Below are 23,696 nucleotides of genomic sequence, written 5' to 3'. Positions count from 1 at the left end.
GCACGGCTGTGACAAAATAGCGGTTTTGTCAGGATCGCGGAGCGGCCATGCAGGATCGTAATTTCGATGACATCGCGGAAAAATTCTCCCGCAATATCTATGGCACGACCAAAGGTCAACTGCGTCAGGCGATCCTCTGGCAGGATTTGGATAGGGTTCTCGCCGAAATGGGCGATCGCACGCTTCGTGTTCTGGATGCGGGCGGCGGCGAAGGCCAGACAGCGATTCGTGTGGCAGAACGGGGTCATCATGTGACGCTGTGTGATGTGTCGCAGGAGATGATTGCGCGTGCTACCGCAGCCGCAGAAGAGAAAGGTGTGAGCGGTAACATGCATTTTGTACAATGCCCTGCTCAGGACATTGCGCGACATTTGGAATCGCCCGTCGATCTGATATTGTTCCATGCTGTACTCGAATGGGTCGCTGAACCGGTGGACGTTTTGCGAACGCTGTGGTCGGTTTTAAAGCCCGCAGGGACGTTGTCGTTGATGTTTTACAATGCTAATGGCCTGTTGATGCACAATATGGTGGCAGGTAATTTCGACTATGTGCTGGCGGGTATGCCTAAAAAGAAAAAGCGCACATTGTCCCCAGATTATCCGCGACATCCGGATGAAGTCTATAGCTGGCTGAATGCGATTGGCTGGCAGATCACGGGGAAAACGGGTGTTCGGGTGTTTCACGATTACTTACGCGAAAAACACCAACAACGTGACTGTTTTGACTCCTTGCTTGAACTTGAAACGCAATATTGTCGTCAGGAGCCGTATATCAGCCTGGGGCGTTATATCCATGTGACCGCGCTCAAGCCGCAGAGAGATGAAAGGATGAACGATGAGTGAATTTTCCCAGACAGTTCCCGAACTGGTTGCCTGGGCCAGGAAAAACGATTTCTCTATCACGCTTCCGGTAGACAGATTGTCGTTTTTGCTGGCGGTTGCCACGCTGAACGGTGAACGCCTGGATGGCGAAATGAGCGAGGGAGAGCTTGTTGATGCGTTTCGCCACGTCAGCGAAGCATTTGAACAAAGTGGCGAAACCATTGCTCAGCGTGCGAACAATGCGATAAACGATATGGTGCGTCAGCGCCTGTTAAACCGTTTTACCAGCGAGCTGGCTGACGGTAATGCCATCTATCGTCTGACGCCGCTCGGCATTGGCATTACCGATTACTATATCCGCCAGCGCGAGTTTTCTACGCTGCGCCTGTCCATGCAGTTATCTATCGTGGCGGGAGAACTGAAACGCGCTGCTGATGCCGCTGATGAGGGTGGGGATGAATTCCACTGGCATCGCAACGTCTATGCGCCGCTGAAATACTCGGTGGCAGAAATTTTCGACAGCATCGATCTCACGCAGCGTGTGATGGATGAGCAGCAGCAGTTAGTCAAAGATGACATCGCTCAGTTATTGAATAAAGACTGGCGTGCGGCTATTTCAAGTTGTGAGCTGTTACTCTCCGAAACCTCCGGTACGCTGCGTGAATTACAGGATACGCTGGAGGCGGCAGGGGATAAGCTGCAGGCGAACTTATTACGTATCCAGGAAGCGACGCTGGCGCATAACGATCTGGAGTTTGTCGACCGGCTGGTTTTTGATTTACAGAGCAAACTGGACCGCATCGTCAGTTGGGGACAGCAGGCTATCGATTTGTGGATTGGCTATGATCGCCACGTACACAAGTTTATTCGTACCGCTATCGATATGGATAAAAACCGCGTATTTGCCCAGCGTTTGCGCCAGTCGGTACAGGGTTACTTCGATGCTCCCTGGGCATTGACCTATGCGAACGCCGACAGGCTGCTGGATATGCGCGATGAAGAGATTGCGTTGAGCGATGCCGAGGTTACAGGTGAGCTTCCGCCTGACCTGGAATATGAAGAGTTCAACGAAATCCGCGAACAACTTGCGGCGATGATCGAAGAACAACTGGCGATATATAAAACCAGACAAGCTCCACTGGATCTTGGGCTGGTTGTACGCGAATATCTGGCGCGGTACCCGCGCGCGCGGCATTTTGATATCGCGCGGATCGTCATTGATCAGGCGGTACGCCTCGGCGTAGCGCAAGCAGATTTCACCGGCCTGCCAGCAAAATGGCAGCCGATTAATGATTACGGAGCCAAGGTACAGGCGCATGTCATTGACAAATATTGAACAAGTGATGCCGATCAAATTGGCCCAGGCGTTGGCAAACCCACTCTTTCCGGCGCTCGACAGTGCGCTGCGCTCAGGCCGCCACATCGGCCTTGATGAGCTGGATAATCACGCCTTTTTAATGGATTTCCAGGAATTTCTGGAGGAGTTTTACGGGCGTTACAACGTTGAGTTGATCCGGGCGCCAGAAGGTTTTTTCTACCTGCGCCCACGCTCGACAACGCTTATCCCACGCTCGGTGCTGTCTGAACTGGATATGATGGTCGGTAAAATTCTTTGTTACCTCTATCTCAGCCCGGAACGTCTGGCCAATGAAGGCATCTTCACTCAGCAGGAGCTGTATGACGAGCTGATGGCGCTGGCAGACGAAGCCAAACTGTTGAAGCTGGTGAACAACCGCTCAACCGGTTCTGATTTGGATCGCCAAAAATTACAGGAAAAAGTGCGTTCCTCCCTGAACCGCCTGCGTCGTCTTGGCATGATCTGGTTTATGGGTAACGACAGCAGCAAGTTTCGTATTACCGAGTCTGTGTTCCGCTTCGGCGCGGATGTGCGCTCCGGTGACGATGCACGTGAGGCTCAGCGGCGCTTGATTCGCGACGGTGAAGCCATGCCTGTAGAAAATCACCTGCAGCTCAATGATGAGAACGAAGACAATCAGCCGGATAGTGGAGAGGAAGAATAATGATTGATCGCGGTAAATTTCGCTCACTGACGCTGATTAACTGGAACGGTTTTTTTGCCCGTACGTTTGACCTGGACGAACTGGTGACCACGTTGTCCGGAGGAAACGGTGCCGGTAAATCCACCACCATGGCGGCGTTCGTCACCGCGCTTATCCCGGACTTAACGCTGCTGCACTTCCGTAACACCACCGAGGCAGGCGCGACGTCAGGCTCTCGTGACAAAGGCCTGCACGGTAAACTGAAAGCCGGTGTCTGCTACTCTGTTCTTGATGTGATCAACTCGCGTCATCAGCGCGTGCTGGTGGGGGTTCGCCTGCAACAGGTGGCCGGTCGCGATCGTAAAGTCGATATCAAACCGTTCGCTATTCAGGGGCTGCCAACGGCGGTTCAGCCGACACAACTGCTGACAGAAACGCTTAACGAGCGTCAGGCGCGCGTGCTGCCGTTGCAGGAAGTGAAGGAAAAGCTGGATGCGATGGAAGGGGTGCAGTTTAAGCAGTTCAACTCCATCACCGATTATCATTCTCTGATGTTCGATTTGGGCATCGTCGCACGTCGCTTGCGCTCAGCATCCGATCGCAGCAAATTCTATCGCCTGATCGAAGCGTCACTGTATGGCGGTATCTCCAGTGCGATCACCCGTTCTCTGCGCGACTATCTCTTGCCGGAAAATAGCGGTGTACGTAAAGCCTTCCAGGATATGGAAGCGGCACTGCGCGAAAACCGCATGACGCTGGAAGCGATTCGCGTTACCCAGTCGGATCGCGATCTGTTCAAACATTTGATCAGTGAAGCGACCAACTATGTGGCGGCGGATTACATGCGCCATGCCAACGAACGACGTATTCACCTCGATCAGGCGCTGACATTCCGTCGCGATCTGTTCAGTTCACGGCAAAAGCTGGCGGCTGAGCAATACAAACATGTCGATATGGCGCGCGAACTGGCAGAACACACCGGGGCAGAAGGGGATCTTGAGGCTGACTATCAGGCCGCCAGCGATCACCTGAACCTGGTGCAGACCGCGCTGCGCCAGCAGGAAAAAATTGAGCGCTACGAGTCGGATCTGGACGAACTGCAAATCCGCCTTGAAGAACAAAATGAAGTGGTGGCCGAAGCTACCGATCATCAGGAAGAGAACGAAGCGCGCGCCGAGGCCGCTGAACTGGAAGTGGATGAGCTGAAAAACCAGCTTGCCGACTACCAACAGGCTCTGGATGTGCAGCAAACCCGCGCGATTCAGTACAATCAGGCACAACAGGCCTTACAGCGTGCAAAAGAACTTTGCCAGCTACCGAACCTGACGGCAGAAACGGCAGACGAATGGCTGGAAACCTTCCAGGCGAAAGAGCAGGAAGCTACAGAGAAACTCCTGTCGCTTGACCAACGTATGAGCGTGGCGCAAACCGCGCACAGCCAGTTTGAACAAGCTTACCAGTTGGTCGTCGCTATCAATGGTCCGCTGGCCCGTGATGAAGCCTGGGATGTCGCACGTGACCTTTTACGAGAAGGGGTAAACCAGCGTCATCTGGCAGAACAGGCGCCATCGCTGCGAGCGCGTCTGAACGAACTGGAACAGCGTCTGCGTGAGCAACAGGATGCTGAACGCATGCTGGCGGAATTCTGCAAACGGCAGAATAAACAGTACGATGCTGACGAGCTTGAGGCTCTGCATCATGAGCTGGAGGCTCAAATTGCCGCGCTTTCCGAGAATGTGGCAATGGCCGGTGAGCAGCGTATGGCGTTGCGCCAGGAGCTGGAACAGCTACAGTCACGCATCCAAATATTGACCCAGCGCGCACCGATTTGGCTGGCAGCGCAAAGCAGCCTGACCCAGTTGTGTGAGCAGAGCGGCGAGCAGTTTGAATCCGGCCAGCAAGTGACGGAATACCTGCAACAGTTGCTGGAGCGTGAACGCGAAGCTATCGTTGAACGCGATGAAGTCGGGGCACGCAAGCGTGCGGTGGACGAAGAAATCGAACGTCTGAGTCAGCCAGGTGGCTCCGAAGACGGGCGTCTTAACACGCTGGCTGAACGCTTTGGCGGTGTACTGCTCTCTGAAATTTACGATGACGTTAGCCTTGACGATGCGCCCTATTTTTCCGCGTTGTATGGCCCATCACGTCACGCGATCGTGGTCCCGGACCTCTCCCTCATTTCAGAACAGCTTGAAGGGCTCGAGGATTGCCCGGAAGACCTCTATCTGATTGAAGGGGATCCGCAATCTTTCGATGACAGTGTGTTCAGCGTCGATGAGCTGGAAAAAGCGGTGGTGGTTAAGATAGCCGATCGTCAGTGGCGCTACTCCCGTTTCCCGTCAGTGCCGCTGTTTGGTCGTGCCGCACGTGAAAGCCGTATCGAAGGGCTCCACGCCGAACGTGAGGAGCTTGCCGAGCGTTTTGCCACATTATCCTTCGACGTGCAGAAAACGCAGCGCCTGCATCAGGCCTTCAGCCGTTTTATCGGTAGCCATCTTGCCGTTGCGTTTGATCCAGACCCGGAAGCTGAAATTCGTACGCTCAGTGGACGCCGTGGTGAACTGGAGCGCGCGCTGAGTAATCATGAGAATGACAACCAGCAGAACCGCATGCAGTTCGAGCAGGCGAAAGAGGGGGTTGCTCAGCTTAACCGCCTGCTGCCACGCCTGAGCTTGCTGGCAGATGAAACCCTTGCCGATCGCGTTGATGAAATTCAGGAGCGTCTGGACGAAGCTCAGGAAGCCGTGCGTTTTATTCAACAGTTTGGCAACCATCTGGCGAAACTGGAGCCCGTTGTTTCGGTGCTGCAAAACGACCCGGAACAGTATGAACAACTGAAAGAAGATTATGCGTACTCCCAGCAAGTGCAGCGTGAAGCACGCCAGCAGGCATTTGCGCTGATCGAAGTTGTACAGCGCCGGGCGCACTTTAGCTATTCCGATTCTGCGGAAATGCTCAGTGGCAATAACGATCTCAACGAGAAGCTGCGTCAGCGGCTCGAGCAGGCAGAACGTGAACGTAGCCGTACGCGTGAGGCGCTGCGTAGCCACGCGGCCCAGCTCAGTCAGTACAACCAGGTATTGGCATCGCTGAAAAGCTCGTTCGATACCAAAAAAGAACTGCTCAACGATCTGCAAAAAGAGCTGCAGGAAATTGGTGTCCGTGCCGACAGTGGTGCGGAGGAGCGCGCGCGTATTCGTCGCGACGAGCTGCATGCCCAGTTGTCCGGCAACCGTGCCCGTCGTAATCAACTGGAAAAAGCGCTGACCTTCTGTGAAGCGGAAATGGATAACCTGACCCGTGCGTTGCGTCGCCTTGAACGTGATTATCATGAGATGCGCGAACAGGTCGTCACGGCGAAAGCAGGCTGGTGTGCGGTGATGCGAATGGTGAAAGATAACGGCGTTGAACGCCGTTTGCATCGTCGTGAACTGGCTTACCTTTCTGGTGACGAACTGCGTTCCATGTCGGATAAGGCGTTAGGTGCGTTGCGCCTCGCCGTGGCGGACAACGAACATCTGCGTGATGTGCTGCGTATGTCGGAAGATCCGAAACGTCCGGAGCGTAAGATTCAGTTCTTTGTCGCGGTTTACCAGCATCTGCGCGAGCGTATCCGCCAGGATATTATTCGTACTGACGATCCGGTTGAAGCTATCGAACAGATGGAGATTGAACTCAGCCGTCTGACGGAAGAGCTAACCTCCCGCGAGCAGAAACTGGCGATCAGCTCTCGTAGCGTGGCGAATATCATTCGCAAAACGATTCAGCGCGAACAGAACCGTATCCGTCAACTTAACCAGGGGCTGCAAAACGTCTCCTTCGGTCAGGTACACAGTGTCCGTTTGAATGTTAACGTCCGCGAGAGTCATGCAATGTTGTTGACGGTGCTTTCCGAGCAGCATGAGCAGCATCAGGATCTGTTTAACAGCAATCGCCTGACCTTCTCCGAAGCACTGGCGAAACTGTATCAACGCCTGAATCCGCAAATCGATCTTGGCCAGCGTACGCCGCAAACCATCGGCGAAGAGCTGCTTGATTACCGCAACTATCTTGAGATGGAAGTGGAGGTCAACCGTGGTTCGGATGGCTGGCTGCGTGCGGAATCCGGGGCCCTGTCGACCGGTGAGGCCATCGGTACCGGGATGTCTATCCTCGTGATGGTTGTCCAGAGTTGGGAAGACGAGGCGCGACGTCTGCGTGGTAAAGATATTTCGCCATGCCGCTTGTTGTTCCTCGATGAGGCAGCACGTCTGGATGCCCGCTCCATCGCAACCTTGTTCGAACTCTGCGAACGCCTTGAAATGCAATTGATTATTGCGGCTCCGGAGAACATCAGCCCGGAAAAAGGCACCACGTATAAACTGGTGCGTAAAGTCTTCCAGAACCATGAGCATGTTCACGTTGTGGGCCTGCGTGGTTTCGCGGCTCAGCTACCGGAGACATTACCTGGTACGGCAGACGCTTCTTAACGGTTCGCCTAAACAATAAGGGTGGCAGAGATGCCGCCCTTTTTCTTTTCTGAAACACCTCACCCGACCACAGGCTCTTCTTTAAACTTCTTTACATTTGGTAAGGCAAATGCTTTTTTGTCTTTATATACTGATAGAAAGAGCATTGTGAGTGTAATGAAGAAACAGGGGGCAAGGGATGTTGCTTAAGAAATCGTATGGTCGTCGGATGTCGACATTGAGTGTATGTCTGGCATTCGCATTTGCTCCGCTGTTTAGCGCTCAGGCCCAGGCCGATGAGCCTGAGGTGGTACCGGTTGACAGTTCCGCGACGCTTGGCGATCAACCCACGGCATTATCGCAGCCGCTGGAACAGTCGCCTGCGACGGCAATGATGGCAGGCTTGCAGCCTTATCCGGCAGCAGATGCGCCTGCTAACGCGCGTAGCGCATTGCAGGCACTTTTGCCTGCGAACTGGACACCGGTCTACATGGATTCGCTTTCCGCGTTGTATGCGGCGCGTGAAATGAAGCCGATGTGGGATAATCGTGATGCCGTTCAGGCTTTTCAGCAACAACTCGCCGAAGTCGCGATTGCCGGTTTCCAGCCGCAATTCACGACCTGGGTTGGGCTGTTGACCGATCCGAATATCTCAGGAATGGCGCGGGATTTGGTGTTATCGGACGCCATGATGGGATATCTGCATTTCGTCGCCGGTATTCCGGTGAAAGGCAACCGCTGGCTCTACAGCAGTAAACCTTACACGCTGGAAACACCGCCCCTGTCGGTAATCAATCAGTGGCAATTAGCGTTGGATAAAGGCAACCTGCCGCAATTTATCGAAACCCTTGCACCTCATCATCCGCAGTATGCTGCGATGCATCAGTCTTTACTGACGCTGGTGGCAGACAATTCACCGTGGCCACAGTTGACCAGTACCGTTTCACTGCGTCCCGGACAGAAGAGCAGGGATGTACCCGCGCTGCGTGAAATCCTGCAACGTAGCGGCATGATGGATGATGCGCCGAAAATCGCGCTGCCTGGCGATGATGCAACGAGCAGCGTCGTCAGTCCGTCTGCCATCGCGGTTGATACGGCGGGAACAACAACGGCGCAGTTGACCAAAAAAGCGAAACCGGCAAGTACGCTCAGCAGCGACTATGACCGCCAGTTAGTTGCCGCAGTCAAACGCTTCCAGGCCGCTCAGGGGCTGCATGCCGACGGCGTGATTGGGCAGTCGACCCGCGACTGGTTGAATGTAACCCCAGCCCAGCGCGCCGGCGTTCTGGCGCTGAATATTCAGCGTCTGCGTTTGCTGCCGGGTAAACTATCCACGGGGATTATGGTTAACATCCCGGAATATTCGCTGGTCTATTATCTGAACGGCAACCAGGTGCTGGCCTCCCGCGTGATTGTCGGGCGGCCGGATCGCAAAACGCCGATGATGAGCAGTGCGCTGAATAACGTGGTGGTTAACCCGCCGTGGAACGTTCCACCTACGCTGGCACGCAAAGATATTCTACCGAAAGTATGGAATGACCCGGGCTATCTGGAACGGCATGGTTATACCGTGCTGCGTGGCTGGAACAGTAAAGAGGCTATTGACCCGACGATGGTGGATTGGGCAACCATCACGCCATCTAATCTGCCTTTCCGGTTCCAGCAGGCGCCGGGCGCGCAAAACTCGCTCGGCCGCTATAAGTTCAATATGCCGAGCTCTGACGCTATCTATCTTCATGACACACCCAACCATAATCTTTTCCAGAAAGATGCGCGAGCGTTGAGTTCAGGCTGTGTGAGGGTGAATAAAGCCTCTGAGCTTGCCAATATGCTATTACAGGATGCGGGATGGAACGACACGCGGATTTCCGATGCATTAAAACAAGGAGATACCCGTTACGTTAATATCCGTCAAAATATACCGGTGAATCTTTATTATTTGACCGCATTTGTTGGCGAAGATGGTCGTACCCAATATCGTACAGATATTTACAATTATGATCTGACGGCGCGATCTGGCGCACAAATCCTGGAGAAAGCCGAACAATTAATCAGGTAAATGAAGCAGTTCGGGAAATAACATTGTCGTAATAATTAGCGAAAACGGGCCGGATCTGCTGTAAGGCCCGTCTTTGCTGGGGTTTGGCTACCTTGACGCAGACGTTTTTGCCCGGTAAGGTGCCTTTCGTGCGCAATAAAAGTGCATAAATTACGATCACTTTGTTATCTTGCAGACCTGATTATCATGGACAAATTTGACGCTAATCGCCGCAAATTGTTGGCGTTAGGTGGTATTGCCCTTGGTGCAGCCATCTTACCTCAACAAGCATTTGCAACCCTTTCCACCCCACGTCCGCGTATTTTAACGCTGAATAATCTCCATACTGGAGAAACAATTAAGGCGCAGTTTTTCGATGGCCGGGGCTATATTCAGGATGAATTAGCAAAGCTCAACCATTTTTTCCGTGATTATCGCGCGAATAAAATTAAAACCATCGATCCACGACTGTTTGATCAACTTTATCGCCTGCAAGGTTTGTTAGGAACAAGCAAACCGGTGCAATTGGTCTCGGGATACCGTTCTGTCGACACGAATAACGAACTCCGCGCCCACAGTTCTGGTGTTGCCAAAAAAAGCTATCACACCAAAGGACAGGCGATGGATTTCCATATCGAAGGGATTTCTCTGAGCAATATTCGCAAAGCTGCGTTATCTATGCGTGCAGGTGGTGTAGGATATTACCCCAGCAGCAACTTTGTGCATATTGATACCGGGCCGCTACGGCACTGGTAAAACTCAGTTAAAAGAGACAGGAGCAGTATGAACTATCGTATTATTCCGGTTACCGCCTTCTCCCAGAACTGCTCGTTAGTCTGGTGTGAGCAAACCCGGCTGGCAGCAATAGTGGATCCCGGTGGCGATGCTGAACGCATCAAACAGGAAGTGGCAGCCTCCGGCGTGACGTTAACGCAAATACTGCTTACCCATGGTCATCTTGATCATGTTGGTGCGGCTGCCGAGCTGGCGCAGCACTATGGCGTGCCAGTGATTGGTCCGGAAAAAGAAGATGAGTTCTGGCTGCAAGGGCTACCCGCCCAAAGTCGTATGTTTGGTCTGGATGACTGCCAGCCGCTGACGCCGGATCGTTGGTTAAACGAAGGCGACACGGTGAGCGTAGGCAATGTGAGACTGGATGTTTTGCATTGCCCCGGGCATACGCCAGGACACGTGGTTTTCTTTGATGCGCAATCCCGGCTGTTGGTGTCCGGCGACGTTATCTTTAAAGGCGGCGTAGGGCGCAGTGATTTCCCGAAAGGCAATCATGGGCAGTTGATTGATGCCATCAAAACCAAACTGTTGCCTCTGGGGGATGATGTGACCTTTATTCCTGGTCACGGCCCGATGTCCACGCTTGGCAACGAGCGGCTACATAACCCTTTCCTGCAGGATGAACTGCCGGTCTGGTAAAACAAAAAAGGTCGCATTCGCGACCTTTTTTATTATCTATTGTCGTTTATAACACCGCGACGATAGCTTCACACAGCGGCGACATGTTATCCGGTGTCATGCCCGCAACGTTAATACGTCCTGATGCAACCGCGTAGATAGCGAACTCTTCACGCAGACGGAGCACCTGCTCTTTGGTCAGGCCGCTAAAAGAGAACATGCCGTTCTGACGGGTGATAAAGCTGAAATCGCGATCCGCCCCTTTTTCTTGCAGGGTATTTACAAACAGCAGACGCATACGCTGAATGCGCTGGCGCATGTCTGTCAATTCTTGTTCCCAGATGGCACGTAGCGCATCGTTGCTCAGGATCGTTGCCACAACGGAGGCACCATGAGCCGGCGGGTTAGAGTAGTTAGCGCGGATAGTTGACTTCATCTGGCTGAATGCACGGTCTGTTGTCTCCTGGTCCGCGGCCACCAGCGTACAGGCACCGACACGTTCATTGTACAGACCGAAGTTTTTCGAGAAGGAACTGGCGATGATCAATTCTTTATGCAGCGCGGCAAAGGCGCGCAGACCTTCTGCGTCTTCTTCCAGACCGCGGGCGAAACCCTGATAGGCAAAATCGAACAGCGGCAGCCAGCCTTTTTCAATGGACAATTTGGCCAGTGTCTCCCACTGCTCAAGCGTCGGATCGATACCGGTCGGGTTATGACAGCAACCGTGGAACAGTACGATATCACCCGCTTGCGCGGCTTCGAGACTTGCAACCATGCCGTCGAAATCCAGCGCGTGGTTTTGCGCGTCATAATAGGCGTAATCACACACTTCAAGGCCGGCGGAGTTAAACACGCCTTTATGGTTCGGCCAGCTTGGATTACTTACCCAAATACGTTTTGCTGAGGTGTTTTTCGCCAGGAAATCAGCGGCAACACGCAGGCCACCCGTACCGCCCGGGGTCTGCGCGGTGCGCGCACGTTTGTCATTAATAATCGCGCTGCCTTTGCCGAATAGCAGTTCCTGCGTGCAACGACCAAACTCAGGAATACCGTCGATGCCGAGGTAATTTTTTGTGTTTTCGTTTTCCAGCAGATACTGCTCCGCTTTTTTAACGCTGGTCAGTACCGGCGTTTTCCCGGTTTCGTCTTTATAGACACCAATACCAAGGTTGATTTTGCCAGGACGTTCATCGGCGCGAAACAGATCGGCCAAACCCAGAATAGGGTCAGCAGGGGCAGCGGTAATATTCTCAAACATGACGAGGTTCCATTATGATGACAGAAGGGAAATCCGTTATCAGGTTAACGGTTGATGTGACAATTGCCAACCGTTTGCGATAAAAAGCGTGCGTCTTTTTAGAAGTTAGTCTTTTTGGCGGCGAGACAATAAAAAAACAGGGCCGAAGCCCTGTTTTTCACGCATATAATAACGAGGTGTGCTGATTAGAACTGGTAAGTCACAGCCATCGCAACCTGGTCATCACGACCATTCACGATACCAACGGCCTGGCTGTAATCGCTCTTGTCGATCAAGTTCAGCTGGTAGTCAACATAGATGTTGAAGTTTTTGTTGAAGTAGTAGTACGCACCGATTTCAACATATTTCTGCAGATCTTCGTTGCCGCCAGCGAAAGTTGCGCCATTAGCTGTACGACCTGCCAGGTCCTTGCCTTTAGACTGAACGTAGGACAGGGACGGACGCAGACCGAAGTCGAACTGGTACTGAGCCATTGCTTCGAAGTTCTGAGTTTTGTTAGCAAAAGTACCGTCAGCTTCGCGAGTCATGTTGCGAGTTTCGGAATAAACAGTTGCCAGGTAGATGTTGTTTGCGTCGTATTTCGCACCAACAGCCCATGCTTCTGCCTTCTCACCTTTACCGTCTACAGTCTGACGGTTAGTACGGTCAGAGTTGCTGTAAGCGCCGATTACGCTAAAGCCTTCTGCGAAGGAGTAACCCAGAGAGTAACCAACGCCGTCGCCATTAGAGGTTTTAACGTCAGTACGATCGTTTTTACCCTGGTACTGGATACCCATGCTCAGACCATCAACCAGACCAAAGAAGTCGGTGTTACGATAGGTCAGGACGCCAGTAGTACGGCCAGTCATGAAGTTATCAGAGTAGTTAGCCCATGTCATGCCAGAGAAAGATGGGGCAACGTCGGTGTAAGATTCTACGTCGTAGACGATACCGTAGTTACGACCATAGTCCAGAGAACCAGCGTTGTTAACTTTGATACCTGCGAAAGCCAGACGGTTACGGGTACCCTGTGAACCTTCTGCATCGCTTGCCAGCGCACGGTATTCCCACTGACCGTAACCGGTTACATCGCTGTTGATCTGAGTTTCGCCTTTGAAACCAATCTGAGCGTAGGTGTTGTCGTTGCTGTTGGTGTTGTCACCAGAGGTCACGAAGTCGTGCTCACCAACAACTTTACCGTACAGGTCCAGTTTGTTGCCGTTTTTGTTGTAAACTTCTGCAGCGTTAGCTGCACCAGCTACCAGCAGGGCAGGGATAACCACTGCCAGGATATTGCGCTTCATCATTATTTATTACCCTCATTGGTTTTTTTGTACACCTGCCACTGCCGCCAATAAATTCCGTCAATAAAAATTTACGGAACTATTGATGAGAGTTTGGTGTCTTTCTGTGTCTGAGAGGCATCTTTCCATTCATATAATCGTTTCGCTAGCCTGAAAGTGCTACAAATGTCTTAAAGAGGTTACAAAAAGCAATTATGTGTAAGAATTTATGTATTTTAAGGAACTTTGTGAACCACCTCAAAGTTCGGGAGCGATCGTTGTCAAAAACAACGACCTCATAACTATATATATGAATTGCTTATGTTTAATTGAGATAAGGGTGAATCTTGTACAGGAATCATTCTCATCTTACTTTTTCTCACTGACCTTTTTAGCCGTCTGGAAAGCTGTGCGATTTTTATCCAGACGTGCTATCAGGTGAGATAAAACTAAGCCACAATTTAAGTGTGCTTTATTTTTTGTTCAGAAGTATTTCACAGATATATCGTCGATAAAGATAGGGAAGCGTTAACCGGGCCAGGATGCCCCGGTTAGGGTGAAGGAATAATGAAGAGCAAAAAAAGCCAGCATATGCTGGCTTTTATCATTAAAACGTGGCGCTACGAGGTGTGCGGGGGAACGGGATAACATCACGTACGTTTTGCACGCCGGTGACATAAGCGATCAGACGCTCAAAGCCCAGGCCGAAACCTGAGTGAGGTACGGTGCCATAACGGCGCAGATCGCGATACCACCAGTAGTCTTCTTTATTAAGACCCATTTCAGCCATACGCGCATCCAGCACATCCAGACGTTCTTCACGCTGCGAGCCGCCGATGATTTCACCAATGCCCGGCGCCAGAACATCCATTGCTGCTACGGTTTTACCGTCATCGTTAAGGCGCATATAGAAAGCCTTAATGTCTTTCGGGTAGTTTTTCACAACGACCGGTGCTTTAAAGTGTTTCTCGGCCAGGTAGCGTTCATGCTCGGAAGAGAGGTCAACGCCCCAGTAAACCGGGTTTTCAAACTTCTCACCGCAGTTTTCAAGAATGGTCACGGCATCGGTGTAGTCCACTTGCGCGAAATCAGCCGCAACAAAACGCTCCAGACGGGCAATTGCATCTTTATCAACGCGTTCAGCGAAGAACTTCATGTCATCCATACGCTCAGTCAGAACTGCGTTGAAGGCATATTTCAGCATCGCTTCCGCCAGACGGGCGTTATCTTCCAGATCGGCAAATGCCACTTCCGGCTCCAGCATCCAGAATTCCGCCAGGTGACGGCTGGTGTTGGAGTTTTCCGCGCGGAACGTTGGCCCAAAAGTGTAGATTTTGGACAGCGCGCAGGCATAGGTTTCGCCGTTCAACTGGCCCGATACGGTCAGGAAAGACTCTTTGCCAAAGAAATCTTTGTCGAAATCGACTTTACCCTGAGCGTTACGCGGCAGGTTTTCCAGATCCAACGTGGAGACGCGGAACATTTCACCCGCACCTTCGGTGTCAGATGCGGTAATGAGCGGTGTGGAAACCCAGAAGAAACCCTGCTCATCAAAGAAACGGTGCAGCGCCTGCGCCAGCGTGTGACGAACACGTGCGACAGCGCCAATCAGGTTGGTACGCGGACGCAGGTGCGCCACTTCACGCAAATACTCGATGCTGTGGCGTTTCGCCGCCATCGGGTAAGTGTCCGGGTCTTCAACCCAGCCGGTGACTTCAACCTGAGTCGCCTGCAGCTCGAAGCTCTGGCCTTCACCAGGGGACTCCACCACTTTGCCAGTGACAACAACGGAGCAGCCGGTGGTCAGATGAAGAACTTCTTCATTGTAATTGGGCAGAGAATTATTAATGACAGCCTGTACAGGATCAAAGCAGGAGCCGTCATAAACGGCGAGGAAGGAGATGCCAGCTTTTGAATCTCGGCGGGTACGTACCCATCCGCGCACGGTGACTTCTTGGTCAACGGTAACGCGGCCCTGGAGTACGTCGGCTACAGGCACAACGCTCATAATATTCTCTCTGTTAATTGTCTGGAAAAGATCATCGTTTGTCCGCCCACAAAGGGGGGATACCTATGTTACCTGGCGAGCGCCATCAGACAAGTAGAATTCGCAGCGAAAAGGGGGATTTCGGAAATTAATCTTTTGCTAACGCTGAGATACTGAGCGGAGAAGTGAAAATAGCGCGCGGTATTGCTTTTTATATTGGCCATATCGCGAATGTTCGCCACGAAAAAAAGCGTCCCGATAAGGACGCTTATTAACAGGGATTAGCTGGCCTTTTTAACCTGCGGCAGGTCAAATGCTTTGCGCAACGCACGCACAAACGCTTTGTCGTGACAAATCGTTTTTCCGGGGCTATCAGACAACTTCGCCACCGGTTTGCCGTTACACTCAACAAGCTTGATGACGATATTCAACGGCTTCACATGTGGAATGTCGCAGGTCAGCCGCGTGCCAATACCGAAGCCCAGTTTGATGCGGGAGGCGAAGTGTCGGTAGAGATCCAGCGCTTTATTCAGATCAAGATTGTCTGAGAAAATCAGTGTTTTCGATAACGGATCGATGCCGAGCTTCTCATAATGGGCGATGGCTTTTTCACCCCATTCCACCGGGTCGCCCGAGTCATGGCGTAGCCCCTGGTAACGTTGTGCAAACACCGGTCCGAAATCACGCAGGAAGGCATCCATGGTAATGCAGTCTGTCAGGGCAATACCAAGTTGCTCCGGGTACTCTTCCAGCCACGCGGCCAGTGCAGCACGCTGACTGGTAGCCAGATCCGGGCTGATTTGCTGATGCGCCTGGAACCATTCGTGTGCCTGAGTTCCCATTGGCGTAAGCGACAGACGGCGCGCCAGATCGTAATTACTGGTGCCAATAAACCACGGTTCTTGTTTGAGACGTTCCACGATAGCGTACTGTACATCGCGCGAGAAACGGCGGCGCGTGCCGAAATCCATCAGACGGAAGCCTGACATATCCAGCTCTGCGGTGCGGGTAGCAAAATCTGCCAGTTTCGTTTCAAGATGTAGCAGGGCCTGCTGAACACCCACTTGTGGAGAGCGGCAGCGATGCACCAGTTCGCTAATTACCGCCAGTAGCGGCACTTCCCACATGATGACTTCACGCCATGGCCCGGACATACGAATGTTCAACTTGCCATTATCATTAATGACAGTCACTTGCGACGGATCATAACGGAAATTACGTAACCACTGCAGGTAATCCGCTTTGAAGAAGGGGAGGCCGGACAGCCATTGGTATTCGTCTTCCTGCAGGCGCAGATGTTGCATCGCGTCAATTTCTTCGCGAATTGCGCTGGCATAAATGCCCAGAAGGTCGTCGCCGCGGCAGCGAAACTCCGCTGTGACATGCACATCGTAATAGTGATGGAACACCGCCTGTTGCATATGCAATTTGTAGGCATCAGTATCCAGCAGCGTCTGCAGAGCGGGGGGAGCGAGTCGTGTCATGGTGCGCCGTAGCATCCTCTCACAGGAGCGTTTAGTACAATAAACAAAGCAGGTGGAAACCGCTGGAGTATACCTTGTTTATTGATTTATTGAACCCCGATCACACCATAAGGCGCAAAACGGGTCGAGGGCATTTCGTGCCGCGTGTTACTAAAATGTATAACATGTCGCGCTAACTACTTGAATTTGAAATACGTTACTAACCGCATACAGCCCCTTGGGGCATGGATGGGGCAAACTCTGACAACTTCTGGTTTAGTATAGACACTTGCTCAGCACTGCTTTCTGACATCCATTTTCCGTAGACCTTAAAGACCATCTGAGCGTTAGCGTGTCCCATTTGGGTTGCTATAAAGCTTGGGTTGGCTCCGGCAGACAACGACCAGCATGCATAGGTATGTCGTGACTGGTATGCATTACGGTAACGGATCCCCGCACGTTTAATGACCGAGGCCCAGATTTTATTAATGGAGTTCACCGCATAGTGATATCCTGTATGAACACCACGCCGGGTACACTGAGGACTGAAAACAAAGGTGCAGGGGTGAATGACTGACCGGCCATATTCCCGTAACTTCACTTCAATCTCATACTGTCTGCCCAGGCGTGTTAGTTCGGCCTGACTTTTAAGGGCTTCGATTGCTGGTTTGATGAGAAAAATCACCCTGTCAGTTCCCGCCTCGGTTTTTGGCAGGGTGAACTCATCAGTTTGGGTGTGATTGCGCTTGACCGTTAACGTACCAGCTTTCAAATCAATGTCCTCCCACGCAAGCCCGCACAGCTCCCCATGCCTCATGCCTGTATAAATCGCCAGCGACCATAAATTCTTCAATTGCTGGTGTCGGCATGCCTCTATAAACCTGATAAATTCATCTCGGCTGAGTGGATCTGGATCGGCTTTCGCCTTCTTTAGCCGGTTAATTCCACTAAACGGGTTTTGCTTTATATATCCGTTATCCTGCGCAAACTGAAAAATTCCAGACATAAGAGTCATGTAGTTGTTTACGGAAGGCGCTTTTCTTCCCTTAACCGGTGTGCGATATCCCTTCTTCATGACCTGGTAACCAGTCAGTAGATCTTTCCGGATGAACAGCAAATCTTCGGTTGTTACCGCTGATACAAGTTTTCTCCCCCCCAGGCGGGGGAGCATATTCTTGATAATTGACTCGTAACGACTCATGGTATTTGTGCTGATCTCCATTCTTTTCAGCTCCACCCACTTATCGGCGAGTTCTTTCACCGTGATTTCCTTTCCGGATTGCCCGAAGCGGGCAAGGTTGGGTGAATCCGGAAACTGCTTTGCATAGTCAAACTTTCCCATGCGAATAGAGAAGCAGACCGACGTTCGCAGATCTCCGGCAACCTTCCGGTTTTTAGCGGTATCAGGAACGCCAAGGTTTTCTCTGACTCGCTTACCATTATATTTGAACCATATGCGGAGTGATCCGCCGTGATTCTCAACGCCCGTTGGATATGAGCTTTTACTCATAATTTCCTCCTGACGCCCAGGAGCCATACAAGCTTACCTTTTTCATCGAACCCGATCACCATATTGGTTGTTTTTGTGCGGCAACCCATGCGTCAACTGCTTTACGGTTGTACATGCATTCGCTGGTGGGCTTTGGTTCCCCGTCTGGTGAAACGTGCTTATATTCCCGGCCAAGAAGCCAGGAGTTTTTTCGCGCCCGAGCGATTGTGCCAGGCTTCAAGCCGGTAACGGCAATCAGTAGTTGCTCGGTAACCCATTCGTTCGGTTCGACCTGAATAATCGTCTGCATACCTACCTCACACCACGTTCTGGCCACGACAGTGGCACCAGGTTTCAAACATCCGCTTGACCACCTCCCGGCAGTAGCAACCATCAACATCCCGCGTCAGGTCGTAGCGGCGTCCGTACCGCTGGCGAACCCATATTTCAAAGGCGTTATGCATCATGAATTCCCCGCAACTGTATTGCCCATGTCGTTAACCATGCTTTGCCAGATTTCACGCCCGGTTACCGTCAATTCGTCTCCACGAACGCATCTACTCAATAATTGAATTGCGATAGCTTCCCATTGTGGGTAACTGTCTTTGAGCGCCTCAAGCGCGTAACCGTCTACTAAATCCCTAACCCCTTTAATACCACCGACAATATTCACCTGTATTGTCTGCCCTCCGGCATTAACCGAGAAGCCACCCCCGGTGCTGGTGGCGCAGATATGGGTATAAAGGGCTGAGGCATACTGATTTGCCAGCGCGTTGAGCCGGAAATTTTGAATAATGAGTGCCATTACTTCGCCTCCCAGCCGATAGCCTGAAACAAGCCCATCTTCGGGTGATACCAGCGTGTGCCACGCGGCTCTGCTTCGGACATCATCTGGCGAAATGCGTGCATGAAAGGCTCAAGCTCCACGATAGCCCGGCGGGAAAGCAACCCATCCGGCGTCATGAACTCGTGAGTGTCAGTCGGGATCCGGTAGGCGTTAACCAGATTGCGACACTTCGCATCGGTCATGCCGCTTTGGGCGACCACCTGGCGATAACCGACATAACCAGCACGCATGTTGCCGCGCTTAATGTTCTCTACGGCTTCGGTGACAGTATCAATCTGCTCTTCGACATGGCTTAGTCGCTTTTGCTGGCGAACGGCATCGGCGGCCATCGCGGCGATCATCTCGATTTCGGTAAGAGGCTGCGTCCGCTGAGTACGGAAATAGCTATTGACCAGTTCGCGCTGAACCTGCCAGGCCAGATCGTCATTGAATGGCTTAGTCAACATCAGGTAGCCTGATTCGAAAAGCACAATCCCTGACGGTGCAAATTTAGAGAATGTCCCTTCCGGGAGGTCCGTACGTATTACGTCCGCACCTAATTCGGCATAGTCCACACCGTTGATGAAATGCTCACGGTTTCGGTTGAATGCTGCACGTGCGGTTCCTTCCGGTCGCTGGTGGACTTCATCAATCATCGCCAGCGTCACAACGCGCTGACCGCGATATTCGACTGCCGGCAACTGTTTGTTATTGATCGTTACAGTGTTCATTTTCGTCCTCCTCAGTGCATAACCGGCATGTCTGGCATGCCTGCGGTCTGGAGTTGTTCGATAAAGCTATCGTGCAGCGTTTCAAAAGCATCACGACCCCAGTCTGAAAGCGTGAATCCTTGCTGACTGGTGGTGAGCATGCTCTTGTAAATCTGGAGGGCTTTTCCCGGCCCCGTGACGCTGCCAAATTTTTCGATGGCGATACTTTCAACGTGGTTAGCCAGGCAGAATCGTTCTGGCCCCGGGTAGATGCTCATGCCGCCGTGTTTGCCGCAGTAAATGACCCCTTTATCAAAACCGCCAGAGTCGTTTGGCACTTCGACAGGACCGTACATATCGAGCAGTTCTGTTACGAAAACCGTCACTACCAGCCAGCGCCAGAGGATGATTTCCTTTTCTACAGACAGCGCTATCCAGCCAGCTTCACTTGCTTCCCAGATGCAGGACAGCATGCGCATGCCTTTTACGACGTCTCGGTCGTAATCACCCCGATCCAGCCCCTTGATAGCGACGGAGTACCCGATAGTGCGGCGGCTTATCAGAATGCCGTCCGGGGTGGCTTCCGGGTTAAATGTGTTGTGAGCCATTGCGCACCCCCGCTGGTTTACTGGACTGCAGCTCTGCCCGCTCTTTCACGTAGCGGTCATGCATGGCGTCCCATTTCGTCAGCCACTTCTGCGCTTCGCGCTTGCTGGCAAGCATGCGACGCAGGCGGCGGACCGTGCGCTGGTGGGCCCTGGAATATTCCAGTGTGACGGGGCCGCGCACCCAAACTTCACCTCCCTGGCTGACTTCACGCGTATCCGGGTGGCGTTCTGCGAAGCCAGAACTAGCGAATGCATGCGATGTCAGGAAGTGCGCCAGATGCCGGATTGCCGTGTCGCGGCTGAAACAACGCTTCATACGACCGTGACGGGCTGCAACAAACAGATCGCCGACAGGCGTCTGGTGCTTCTGGAACGCCAGGTCAATGGCGCTTGCGTGAATGCGTTTATCAGTCATTTTCTGTCCTTAACTTTGGAGTAGCGTTCGTGTGACATAACTTCCCAGTTCTGGCCGCCATCGCGGGAAAGCAGGCGCCAGCGACGGTTAACCCGCAGACTCAGATTTCCTGAGCGATGCATGCGGCAGGGGTGAACCCGTCTGTTTCTGTACTGGCGTAGAACGAAAACCGCCTGTTCATGCACCCACTCAGGAATGCGTATTGCTGTCAGTGCCACAGGTACCGTCCTTTAATTCCCGCTGGATGGGGTAACAGTCCATCCGAACTTACGGGCCAGTTCGATAAACCCGTCCAGGGTGAGAATCATCTCGGCGTCAGTAAGGTGACGTTCAGAGACCAGCCCGTTTTGCAGATACACCAGTACACGACCGGAGAAGTCCGGGGAGACGTGCAGGTCAACTGTCCGCACTGGCAACGGAATTGAAACGCCGTCGCGCACAAACGTTTTCTGGTTAGCACGCATTCTGGAGCCTCCTTTTTTTCATCGCTTCTTCGGCCAGGGTTTCAATTAACGCATCCATGAAATACACGGCATCAGGCGTTAATTTGCTTTTGCCGATGCAGTCGGCGTAATGTTCCGAAATAATGGATTCCGCCTCGGCGCGTCTGTGCGTGTCGTAAATCATTTCTTCGAAGAGCTTTATTAACGCTTTCGATAATACATCTTCGGATAACTCAACCGGGAATAAAGCTCCGTTATCCAGTTTTGCCATCTGAATATTGCCGCCAGTTCTGCGCTTAACAGAATCCAGCTTTGCTTGTACAAGTCGGCGGCGACGGGTTTCAATCAGGTTGTTTTTATTTGCCGTCATTTAAGGCCTCGCTTTCAAGTGTCTGCATAAAACAGCTAATTGGTATTGACAGTTGGTAAGCCAGTTCGAACAAACTTTTAACCTCTGATGGTTCGAGTTCATCTGAGGAAAGCGAGGCAACTTTAAGGAGTAAGTAAAGCTGATAGCTTTTTAACTCAGTCTCCTGAATATCAATTTCACTAGCCATAATTACACCCCATATGCTTTGCGAAGATAAAGAATCGCAATGTCCCAATATCCAGCGGCAGCCATTATTTTTGCCAATTTAAAAGCCGCATTGTTCTTCATACGAACCGCCTTATTGCAAGAGAAGCGACGACACGCCCATAAATCTTCATATCTTCGCGCTCATCTGCGCAGAGGGTATATGTCTGATACGCCTTGTGATCAGAAGTAATCATTAATTCATTATCTGGCAAGATGGAGACTCTTTTAATAAATAGGACTTCACGGCCAAATACTAATCTAGTGAATACATAGATACCGTCTATTTTTATTTCTCCAGCGCAATCAACGAACGCGACCACCTCACCGGGTTCTATTGTGGGCTGCATAGAATCACCATTCATGCGGCAAGTCATTACCATTCCGCCGTAGTCATTAACCTGACTTGGACCGAATAGCAATTCCGGGTTAATAATTGGTTTCTCAATCACAGAAAGTGAATTTTGCATTTTCGCTTCCTCAAGTTGTAGGAATCCCCACCATGCGTGGTGTAATTAAAAGTTAGAATTATTTATCCGTGAATTTTAACTATCTTTTCTGCAAGCTCTGGAATGACGCTTAAAATATTTAATTCACTAAAAGTTAAATTTCTCGGGTCTTTTATTTTCGCAAACTGAATGGGTTCATTTTCAATGGAAACGTAAACAGTGTTGTAATACGGTTCCACAAGCTCCATGTGTAAACTGATTTTCAACTCTGGAAAAATATTTCTCAGGTTCGTTTTAAGATCGGCAAACACATAAGGGAAGCTTTTTAAAACAATCATGGCGACGGATTTAGAGATGGATTCCTTAGATGAAAATGCAGCAGTGAGGAATGCAATACCGCGATCACATTTATAAATACCGTAATACTCAACCTCATCTAAAATAAAAGTCTCTAACAGATAACCACCGTCACTTTTGCAACGCTTGTGATTCATGAAGAGCCCTTTATTATCGATCACCGGAAACGTAACATATTCACCAGGGGCTACCCTGATGGAAACTTCTTTAAACTGTTCAATTGGTATAATACTCATCTCATTGGCTCCGTTGTTTGCCGATGAGTTTATAGTACTATGGGTACTAGTATTTTCAATACTAAATGATGAGTTTATTAATAACCATTGGTATTACTATATGATTTCCAATGAAATTTAGTTGAAAAAAAACCGGCGATTGCCGGCTTTTGATAAGAGATTTCCAATCTTAAATGAAGCGATATTTTGCCTCGATAACAACCCCTATAATCCGGCAATTACCATTAACGTGCATTAATGGATATTGTGGATTCAAAGGCTTGAGGTATTTTTGTCCACTATCAATGACTAACTTCTTAAACGTGGCTTCGTTGGCGTCATCTAACTTAGCAATCACCAAACTACCATTTATTGGCTCTCTGCCAGTATCGACCAAAATGACCATGCCTTCTGGTATGCTTATTCCGGCCGGAGATGTCATTGAATCACCTTGAACGCGCAACCAAAAACCTTCACCCTCAACATGTGCGTCGGATTCAAGCCATTCATCTATATCCTTAATGGCGTATGGTTCGCACGCTTCACCCCATGCCCCAGCATTCACCCAGCTAATCAAAGGGTACGACGGCATTTTGTCATAACCGCCTATAAATTTGATATTTTGAGCGGCTACATGCATGAGCTCCAATTCCTTAGCCAAATGCGGGCTAAATTCTTCTATCTGCACCTCCAGGATCTTTGCAAACATCAGCGCAGAACTCACATTCAGTGCGTTCCTTCCGTTTAAGTAATGACCAACAGCACTTTGTGTGATGTTCAGCTTATCTGCTATGTCTTGCTGAGTAATCCCGAGAGATTTCTTTTTTGACTCGTAAATGGCCTTTAGGCGTTCAGAGTCTTTCTGCTGTTCTGTGGTAAGGCGCTTTTGATTTTTCATTTGAGTATTTTAATACCTTTGGTTT

At 51.1% G+C, this 23,696-nt stretch carries 25 protein-coding genes; 7 read left to right on the top strand and 18 right to left on the bottom strand.

From position 1 onward, the window contains the following. Positions 1-47 precede the first annotated feature (47 nt). The 7 genes from cmoM (at position 48) to ACS0RQ_RS18035 (ending at position 10,738) form a co-directional block, all read left to right on the top strand. The gene (gene cmoM, locus ACS0RQ_RS18065) at positions 48-842 is read left to right on the top strand and encodes a tRNA uridine 5-oxyacetic acid(34) methyltransferase CmoM (RefSeq protein WP_271850934.1); all 795 of its coding nucleotides are present in this window, start codon (positions 48-50) and stop codon (positions 840-842) included. Beyond that, positions 835-2,157 carry a chromosome partition protein MukF gene (gene mukF, locus ACS0RQ_RS18060; protein WP_271850933.1) on the top strand — a complete coding sequence of 441 codons (1,323 nt, stop codon included), beginning with the start codon at positions 835-837 and terminating at the stop codon, positions 2,155-2,157. Before cmoM ends, mukF begins: the two co-directional genes overlap by 8 nt. Further along, positions 2,138-2,842, top strand: a complete 705-nt coding sequence (mukE, locus tag ACS0RQ_RS18055; protein ID WP_039078560.1) for a chromosome partition protein MukE — start codon at positions 2,138-2,140, stop codon at positions 2,840-2,842. The genes mukF and mukE overlap by 20 nt, the downstream gene beginning before the upstream one ends. Continuing rightward, complete coding sequence (mukB, locus tag ACS0RQ_RS18050; protein WP_039078561.1) at positions 2,842-7,290, top strand: chromosome partition protein MukB; 4,449 nt, start codon at positions 2,842-2,844, stop codon at positions 7,288-7,290. Before mukE ends, mukB begins: the two co-directional genes overlap by 1 nt. Positions 7,291-7,468: 178 nt before the next feature. Next, complete coding sequence (gene ldtD, locus ACS0RQ_RS18045) at positions 7,469-9,328, top strand: L,D-transpeptidase (protein ID WP_271850932.1); 1,860 nt, start codon at positions 7,469-7,471, stop codon at positions 9,326-9,328. Positions 9,329-9,514: 186 nt separating this feature from the next. After that, positions 9,515-10,063, top strand: a complete 549-nt coding sequence (gene mepK, locus ACS0RQ_RS18040; protein WP_039078563.1) for a peptidoglycan L,D-endopeptidase MepK — start codon at positions 9,515-9,517, stop codon at positions 10,061-10,063. A 27-nt stretch (positions 10,064-10,090) separates the two neighbouring features. Further along, on the top strand, positions 10,091-10,738 hold the full coding sequence (locus ACS0RQ_RS18035) for an MBL fold metallo-hydrolase (RefSeq protein WP_039078564.1): 648 nt from the start codon (positions 10,091-10,093) through the stop codon (positions 10,736-10,738). 46 nt (positions 10,739-10,784) lie between these two features. Here ACS0RQ_RS18035 and ACS0RQ_RS18030 read toward each other — a convergent pair whose 3' ends face one another. From ACS0RQ_RS18030 to ACS0RQ_RS17945, 18 genes are all read right to left on the bottom strand, one after another. Next, positions 10,785-11,975 carry an amino acid aminotransferase gene (locus ACS0RQ_RS18030; RefSeq protein WP_271850931.1) on the bottom strand — a complete coding sequence of 397 codons (1,191 nt, stop codon included), beginning with the start codon at positions 11,973-11,975 and terminating at the stop codon, positions 10,785-10,787. 185 nt (positions 11,976-12,160) lie between these two features. Continuing rightward, the gene (locus tag ACS0RQ_RS18025) at positions 12,161-13,261 is read right to left on the bottom strand and encodes a porin (RefSeq protein WP_039078566.1); all 1,101 of its coding nucleotides are present in this window, start codon (positions 13,259-13,261) and stop codon (positions 12,161-12,163) included. 583 nt (positions 13,262-13,844) lie between these two features. After that, positions 13,845-15,245, bottom strand: a complete 1,401-nt coding sequence (gene asnS, locus ACS0RQ_RS18020) for an asparagine--tRNA ligase (protein WP_271850930.1) — start codon at positions 15,243-15,245, stop codon at positions 13,845-13,847. A 260-nt stretch (positions 15,246-15,505) separates the two neighbouring features. After that, on the bottom strand, positions 15,506-16,708 hold the full coding sequence (gene pncB, locus ACS0RQ_RS18015) for a nicotinate phosphoribosyltransferase (RefSeq protein ID WP_039078571.1): 1,203 nt from the start codon (positions 16,706-16,708) through the stop codon (positions 15,506-15,508). A gap of 199 nt (positions 16,709-16,907) precedes the next feature. Next, positions 16,908-18,197: a tyrosine-type recombinase/integrase gene (locus ACS0RQ_RS18010; RefSeq protein WP_107224295.1), complete on the bottom strand. Its 1,290-nt coding sequence runs from the start codon at positions 18,195-18,197 to the stop codon at positions 16,908-16,910. A 55-nt stretch (positions 18,198-18,252) separates the two neighbouring features. Then, the gene (locus tag ACS0RQ_RS18005) at positions 18,253-18,486 is read right to left on the bottom strand and encodes an excisionase family protein (protein WP_107224296.1); all 234 of its coding nucleotides are present in this window, start codon (positions 18,484-18,486) and stop codon (positions 18,253-18,255) included. Positions 18,487-18,493: 7 nt separating this feature from the next. Further along, the gene (locus tag ACS0RQ_RS18000) at positions 18,494-18,640 is read right to left on the bottom strand and encodes a hypothetical protein (RefSeq protein ID WP_107224325.1); all 147 of its coding nucleotides are present in this window, start codon (positions 18,638-18,640) and stop codon (positions 18,494-18,496) included. After that, a complete protein-coding gene (locus ACS0RQ_RS17995) occupies positions 18,640-18,981 on the bottom strand; it encodes a hypothetical protein (protein WP_107224297.1) in 342 nt (113 codons plus the stop codon). Before ACS0RQ_RS17995 ends, ACS0RQ_RS18000 begins: the two co-directional genes overlap by 1 nt. Further along, positions 18,981-19,733 carry an ORF6N domain-containing protein gene (locus ACS0RQ_RS17990; RefSeq protein ID WP_107224298.1) on the bottom strand — a complete coding sequence of 251 codons (753 nt, stop codon included), beginning with the start codon at positions 19,731-19,733 and terminating at the stop codon, positions 18,981-18,983. Before ACS0RQ_RS17990 ends, ACS0RQ_RS17995 begins: the two co-directional genes overlap by 1 nt. An 11-nt stretch (positions 19,734-19,744) precedes the next feature. Next, positions 19,745-20,320 (bottom strand): hypothetical protein, encoded by a 576-nt coding sequence (locus ACS0RQ_RS17985; RefSeq protein ID WP_317078746.1) that lies wholly within the window; start codon positions 20,318-20,320, stop codon positions 19,745-19,747. Beyond that, positions 20,301-20,735, bottom strand: coding sequence for a hypothetical protein (locus ACS0RQ_RS17980; RefSeq protein WP_317078744.1), 435 nt, complete (start codon positions 20,733-20,735; stop codon positions 20,301-20,303). The genes ACS0RQ_RS17985 and ACS0RQ_RS17980 overlap by 20 nt, the downstream gene beginning before the upstream one ends. Then, a complete protein-coding gene (locus ACS0RQ_RS17975; protein ID WP_317078743.1) occupies positions 20,732-20,953 on the bottom strand; it encodes a ParE family toxin-like protein in 222 nt (73 codons plus the stop codon). Before ACS0RQ_RS17975 ends, ACS0RQ_RS17980 begins: the two co-directional genes overlap by 4 nt. Positions 20,954-20,965: 12 nt before the next feature. Continuing rightward, on the bottom strand, positions 20,966-21,199 hold the full coding sequence (locus ACS0RQ_RS17970; protein WP_317078741.1) for a hypothetical protein: 234 nt from the start codon (positions 21,197-21,199) through the stop codon (positions 20,966-20,968). Continuing rightward, positions 21,189-21,548 carry a hypothetical protein gene (locus ACS0RQ_RS17965; protein WP_317078740.1) on the bottom strand — a complete coding sequence of 120 codons (360 nt, stop codon included), beginning with the start codon at positions 21,546-21,548 and terminating at the stop codon, positions 21,189-21,191. Before ACS0RQ_RS17965 ends, ACS0RQ_RS17970 begins: the two co-directional genes overlap by 11 nt. After that, positions 21,535-21,735, bottom strand: coding sequence for a hypothetical protein (locus ACS0RQ_RS17960; protein WP_317078739.1), 201 nt, complete (start codon positions 21,733-21,735; stop codon positions 21,535-21,537). Before ACS0RQ_RS17960 ends, ACS0RQ_RS17965 begins: the two co-directional genes overlap by 14 nt. Before the next feature lie 97 nt (positions 21,736-21,832). Continuing rightward, positions 21,833-22,222: a S24 family peptidase gene (locus tag ACS0RQ_RS17955; RefSeq protein ID WP_317078738.1), complete on the bottom strand. Its 390-nt coding sequence runs from the start codon at positions 22,220-22,222 to the stop codon at positions 21,833-21,835. Positions 22,223-22,284: 62 nt separating this feature from the next. Continuing rightward, a complete protein-coding gene (locus ACS0RQ_RS17950) occupies positions 22,285-22,794 on the bottom strand; it encodes a hypothetical protein (RefSeq protein ID WP_317078737.1) in 510 nt (169 codons plus the stop codon). Positions 22,795-22,963: 169 nt separating this feature from the next. Further along, positions 22,964-23,671: a LexA family protein gene (locus tag ACS0RQ_RS17945; RefSeq protein WP_317078736.1), complete on the bottom strand. Its 708-nt coding sequence runs from the start codon at positions 23,669-23,671 to the stop codon at positions 22,964-22,966. Between the last annotated feature and the right edge of the window lie 25 nt (positions 23,672-23,696).

It is taken from the genome of Phytobacter diazotrophicus (assembly GCF_052061655.1).
Lineage (GTDB): Bacteria > Pseudomonadota > Gammaproteobacteria > Enterobacterales > Enterobacteriaceae > Phytobacter > Phytobacter diazotrophicus.
Note: the sequence above shows the minus strand (reverse complement) of the source record. Positions and strands in the feature narration are given on the sequence as shown.

Excerpts from the sequence above, each read along its gene's own strand:
- cmoM (WP_271850934.1), top strand. The coding sequence starts at position 48 with ATGCAGGATCGTAATTTCGATGACATCGCGGAAAAATTCTCCCGCAAT.
- mukF (WP_271850933.1), top strand. The coding sequence starts at position 835 with ATGAGTGAATTTTCCCAGACAGTTCCCGAACTGGTTGCCTGGGCCAGG.
- mukE (WP_039078560.1), top strand. The coding sequence starts at position 2,138 with ATGTCATTGACAAATATTGAACAAGTGATGCCGATCAAATTGGCCCAG.
- mukB (WP_039078561.1), top strand. The coding sequence starts at position 2,842 with ATGATTGATCGCGGTAAATTTCGCTCACTGACGCTGATTAACTGGAAC.
- ldtD (WP_271850932.1), top strand. The coding sequence starts at position 7,469 with ATGTTGCTTAAGAAATCGTATGGTCGTCGGATGTCGACATTGAGTGTA.
- mepK (WP_039078563.1), top strand. The coding sequence starts at position 9,515 with ATGGACAAATTTGACGCTAATCGCCGCAAATTGTTGGCGTTAGGTGGT.
- ACS0RQ_RS18035 (WP_039078564.1), top strand. The coding sequence starts at position 10,091 with ATGAACTATCGTATTATTCCGGTTACCGCCTTCTCCCAGAACTGCTCG.
- ACS0RQ_RS18030 (WP_271850931.1), bottom strand. The coding sequence starts at position 11,975 with ATGTTTGAGAATATTACCGCTGCCCCTGCTGACCCTATTCTGGGTTTG.
- ACS0RQ_RS18025 (WP_039078566.1), bottom strand. The coding sequence starts at position 13,261 with ATGATGAAGCGCAATATCCTGGCAGTGGTTATCCCTGCCCTGCTGGTA.
- asnS (WP_271850930.1), bottom strand. The coding sequence starts at position 15,245 with ATGAGCGTTGTGCCTGTAGCCGACGTACTCCAGGGCCGCGTTACCGTT.
- pncB (WP_039078571.1), bottom strand. The coding sequence starts at position 16,708 with ATGACACGACTCGCTCCCCCCGCTCTGCAGACGCTGCTGGATACTGAT.
- ACS0RQ_RS18010 (WP_107224295.1), bottom strand. The coding sequence starts at position 18,197 with ATGAGTAAAAGCTCATATCCAACGGGCGTTGAGAATCACGGCGGATCA.
- ACS0RQ_RS18005 (WP_107224296.1), bottom strand. The coding sequence starts at position 18,486 with ATGCAGACGATTATTCAGGTCGAACCGAACGAATGGGTTACCGAGCAA.
- ACS0RQ_RS18000 (WP_107224325.1), bottom strand. The coding sequence starts at position 18,640 with ATGCATAACGCCTTTGAAATATGGGTTCGCCAGCGGTACGGACGCCGC.
- ACS0RQ_RS17995 (WP_107224297.1), bottom strand. The coding sequence starts at position 18,981 with ATGGCACTCATTATTCAAAATTTCCGGCTCAACGCGCTGGCAAATCAG.
- ACS0RQ_RS17990 (WP_107224298.1), bottom strand. The coding sequence starts at position 19,733 with ATGAACACTGTAACGATCAATAACAAACAGTTGCCGGCAGTCGAATAT.
- ACS0RQ_RS17985 (WP_317078746.1), bottom strand. The coding sequence starts at position 20,320 with ATGGCTCACAACACATTTAACCCGGAAGCCACCCCGGACGGCATTCTG.
- ACS0RQ_RS17980 (WP_317078744.1), bottom strand. The coding sequence starts at position 20,735 with ATGACTGATAAACGCATTCACGCAAGCGCCATTGACCTGGCGTTCCAG.
- ACS0RQ_RS17970 (WP_317078741.1), bottom strand. The coding sequence starts at position 21,199 with ATGCGTGCTAACCAGAAAACGTTTGTGCGCGACGGCGTTTCAATTCCG.
- ACS0RQ_RS17965 (WP_317078740.1), bottom strand. The coding sequence starts at position 21,548 with ATGACGGCAAATAAAAACAACCTGATTGAAACCCGTCGCCGCCGACTT.
- ACS0RQ_RS17960 (WP_317078739.1), bottom strand. The coding sequence starts at position 21,735 with ATGGCTAGTGAAATTGATATTCAGGAGACTGAGTTAAAAAGCTATCAG.
- ACS0RQ_RS17955 (WP_317078738.1), bottom strand. The coding sequence starts at position 22,222 with ATGCAAAATTCACTTTCTGTGATTGAGAAACCAATTATTAACCCGGAA.
- ACS0RQ_RS17950 (WP_317078737.1), bottom strand. The coding sequence starts at position 22,794 with ATGAGTATTATACCAATTGAACAGTTTAAAGAAGTTTCCATCAGGGTA.
- ACS0RQ_RS17945 (WP_317078736.1), bottom strand. The coding sequence starts at position 23,671 with ATGAAAAATCAAAAGCGCCTTACCACAGAACAGCAGAAAGACTCTGAA.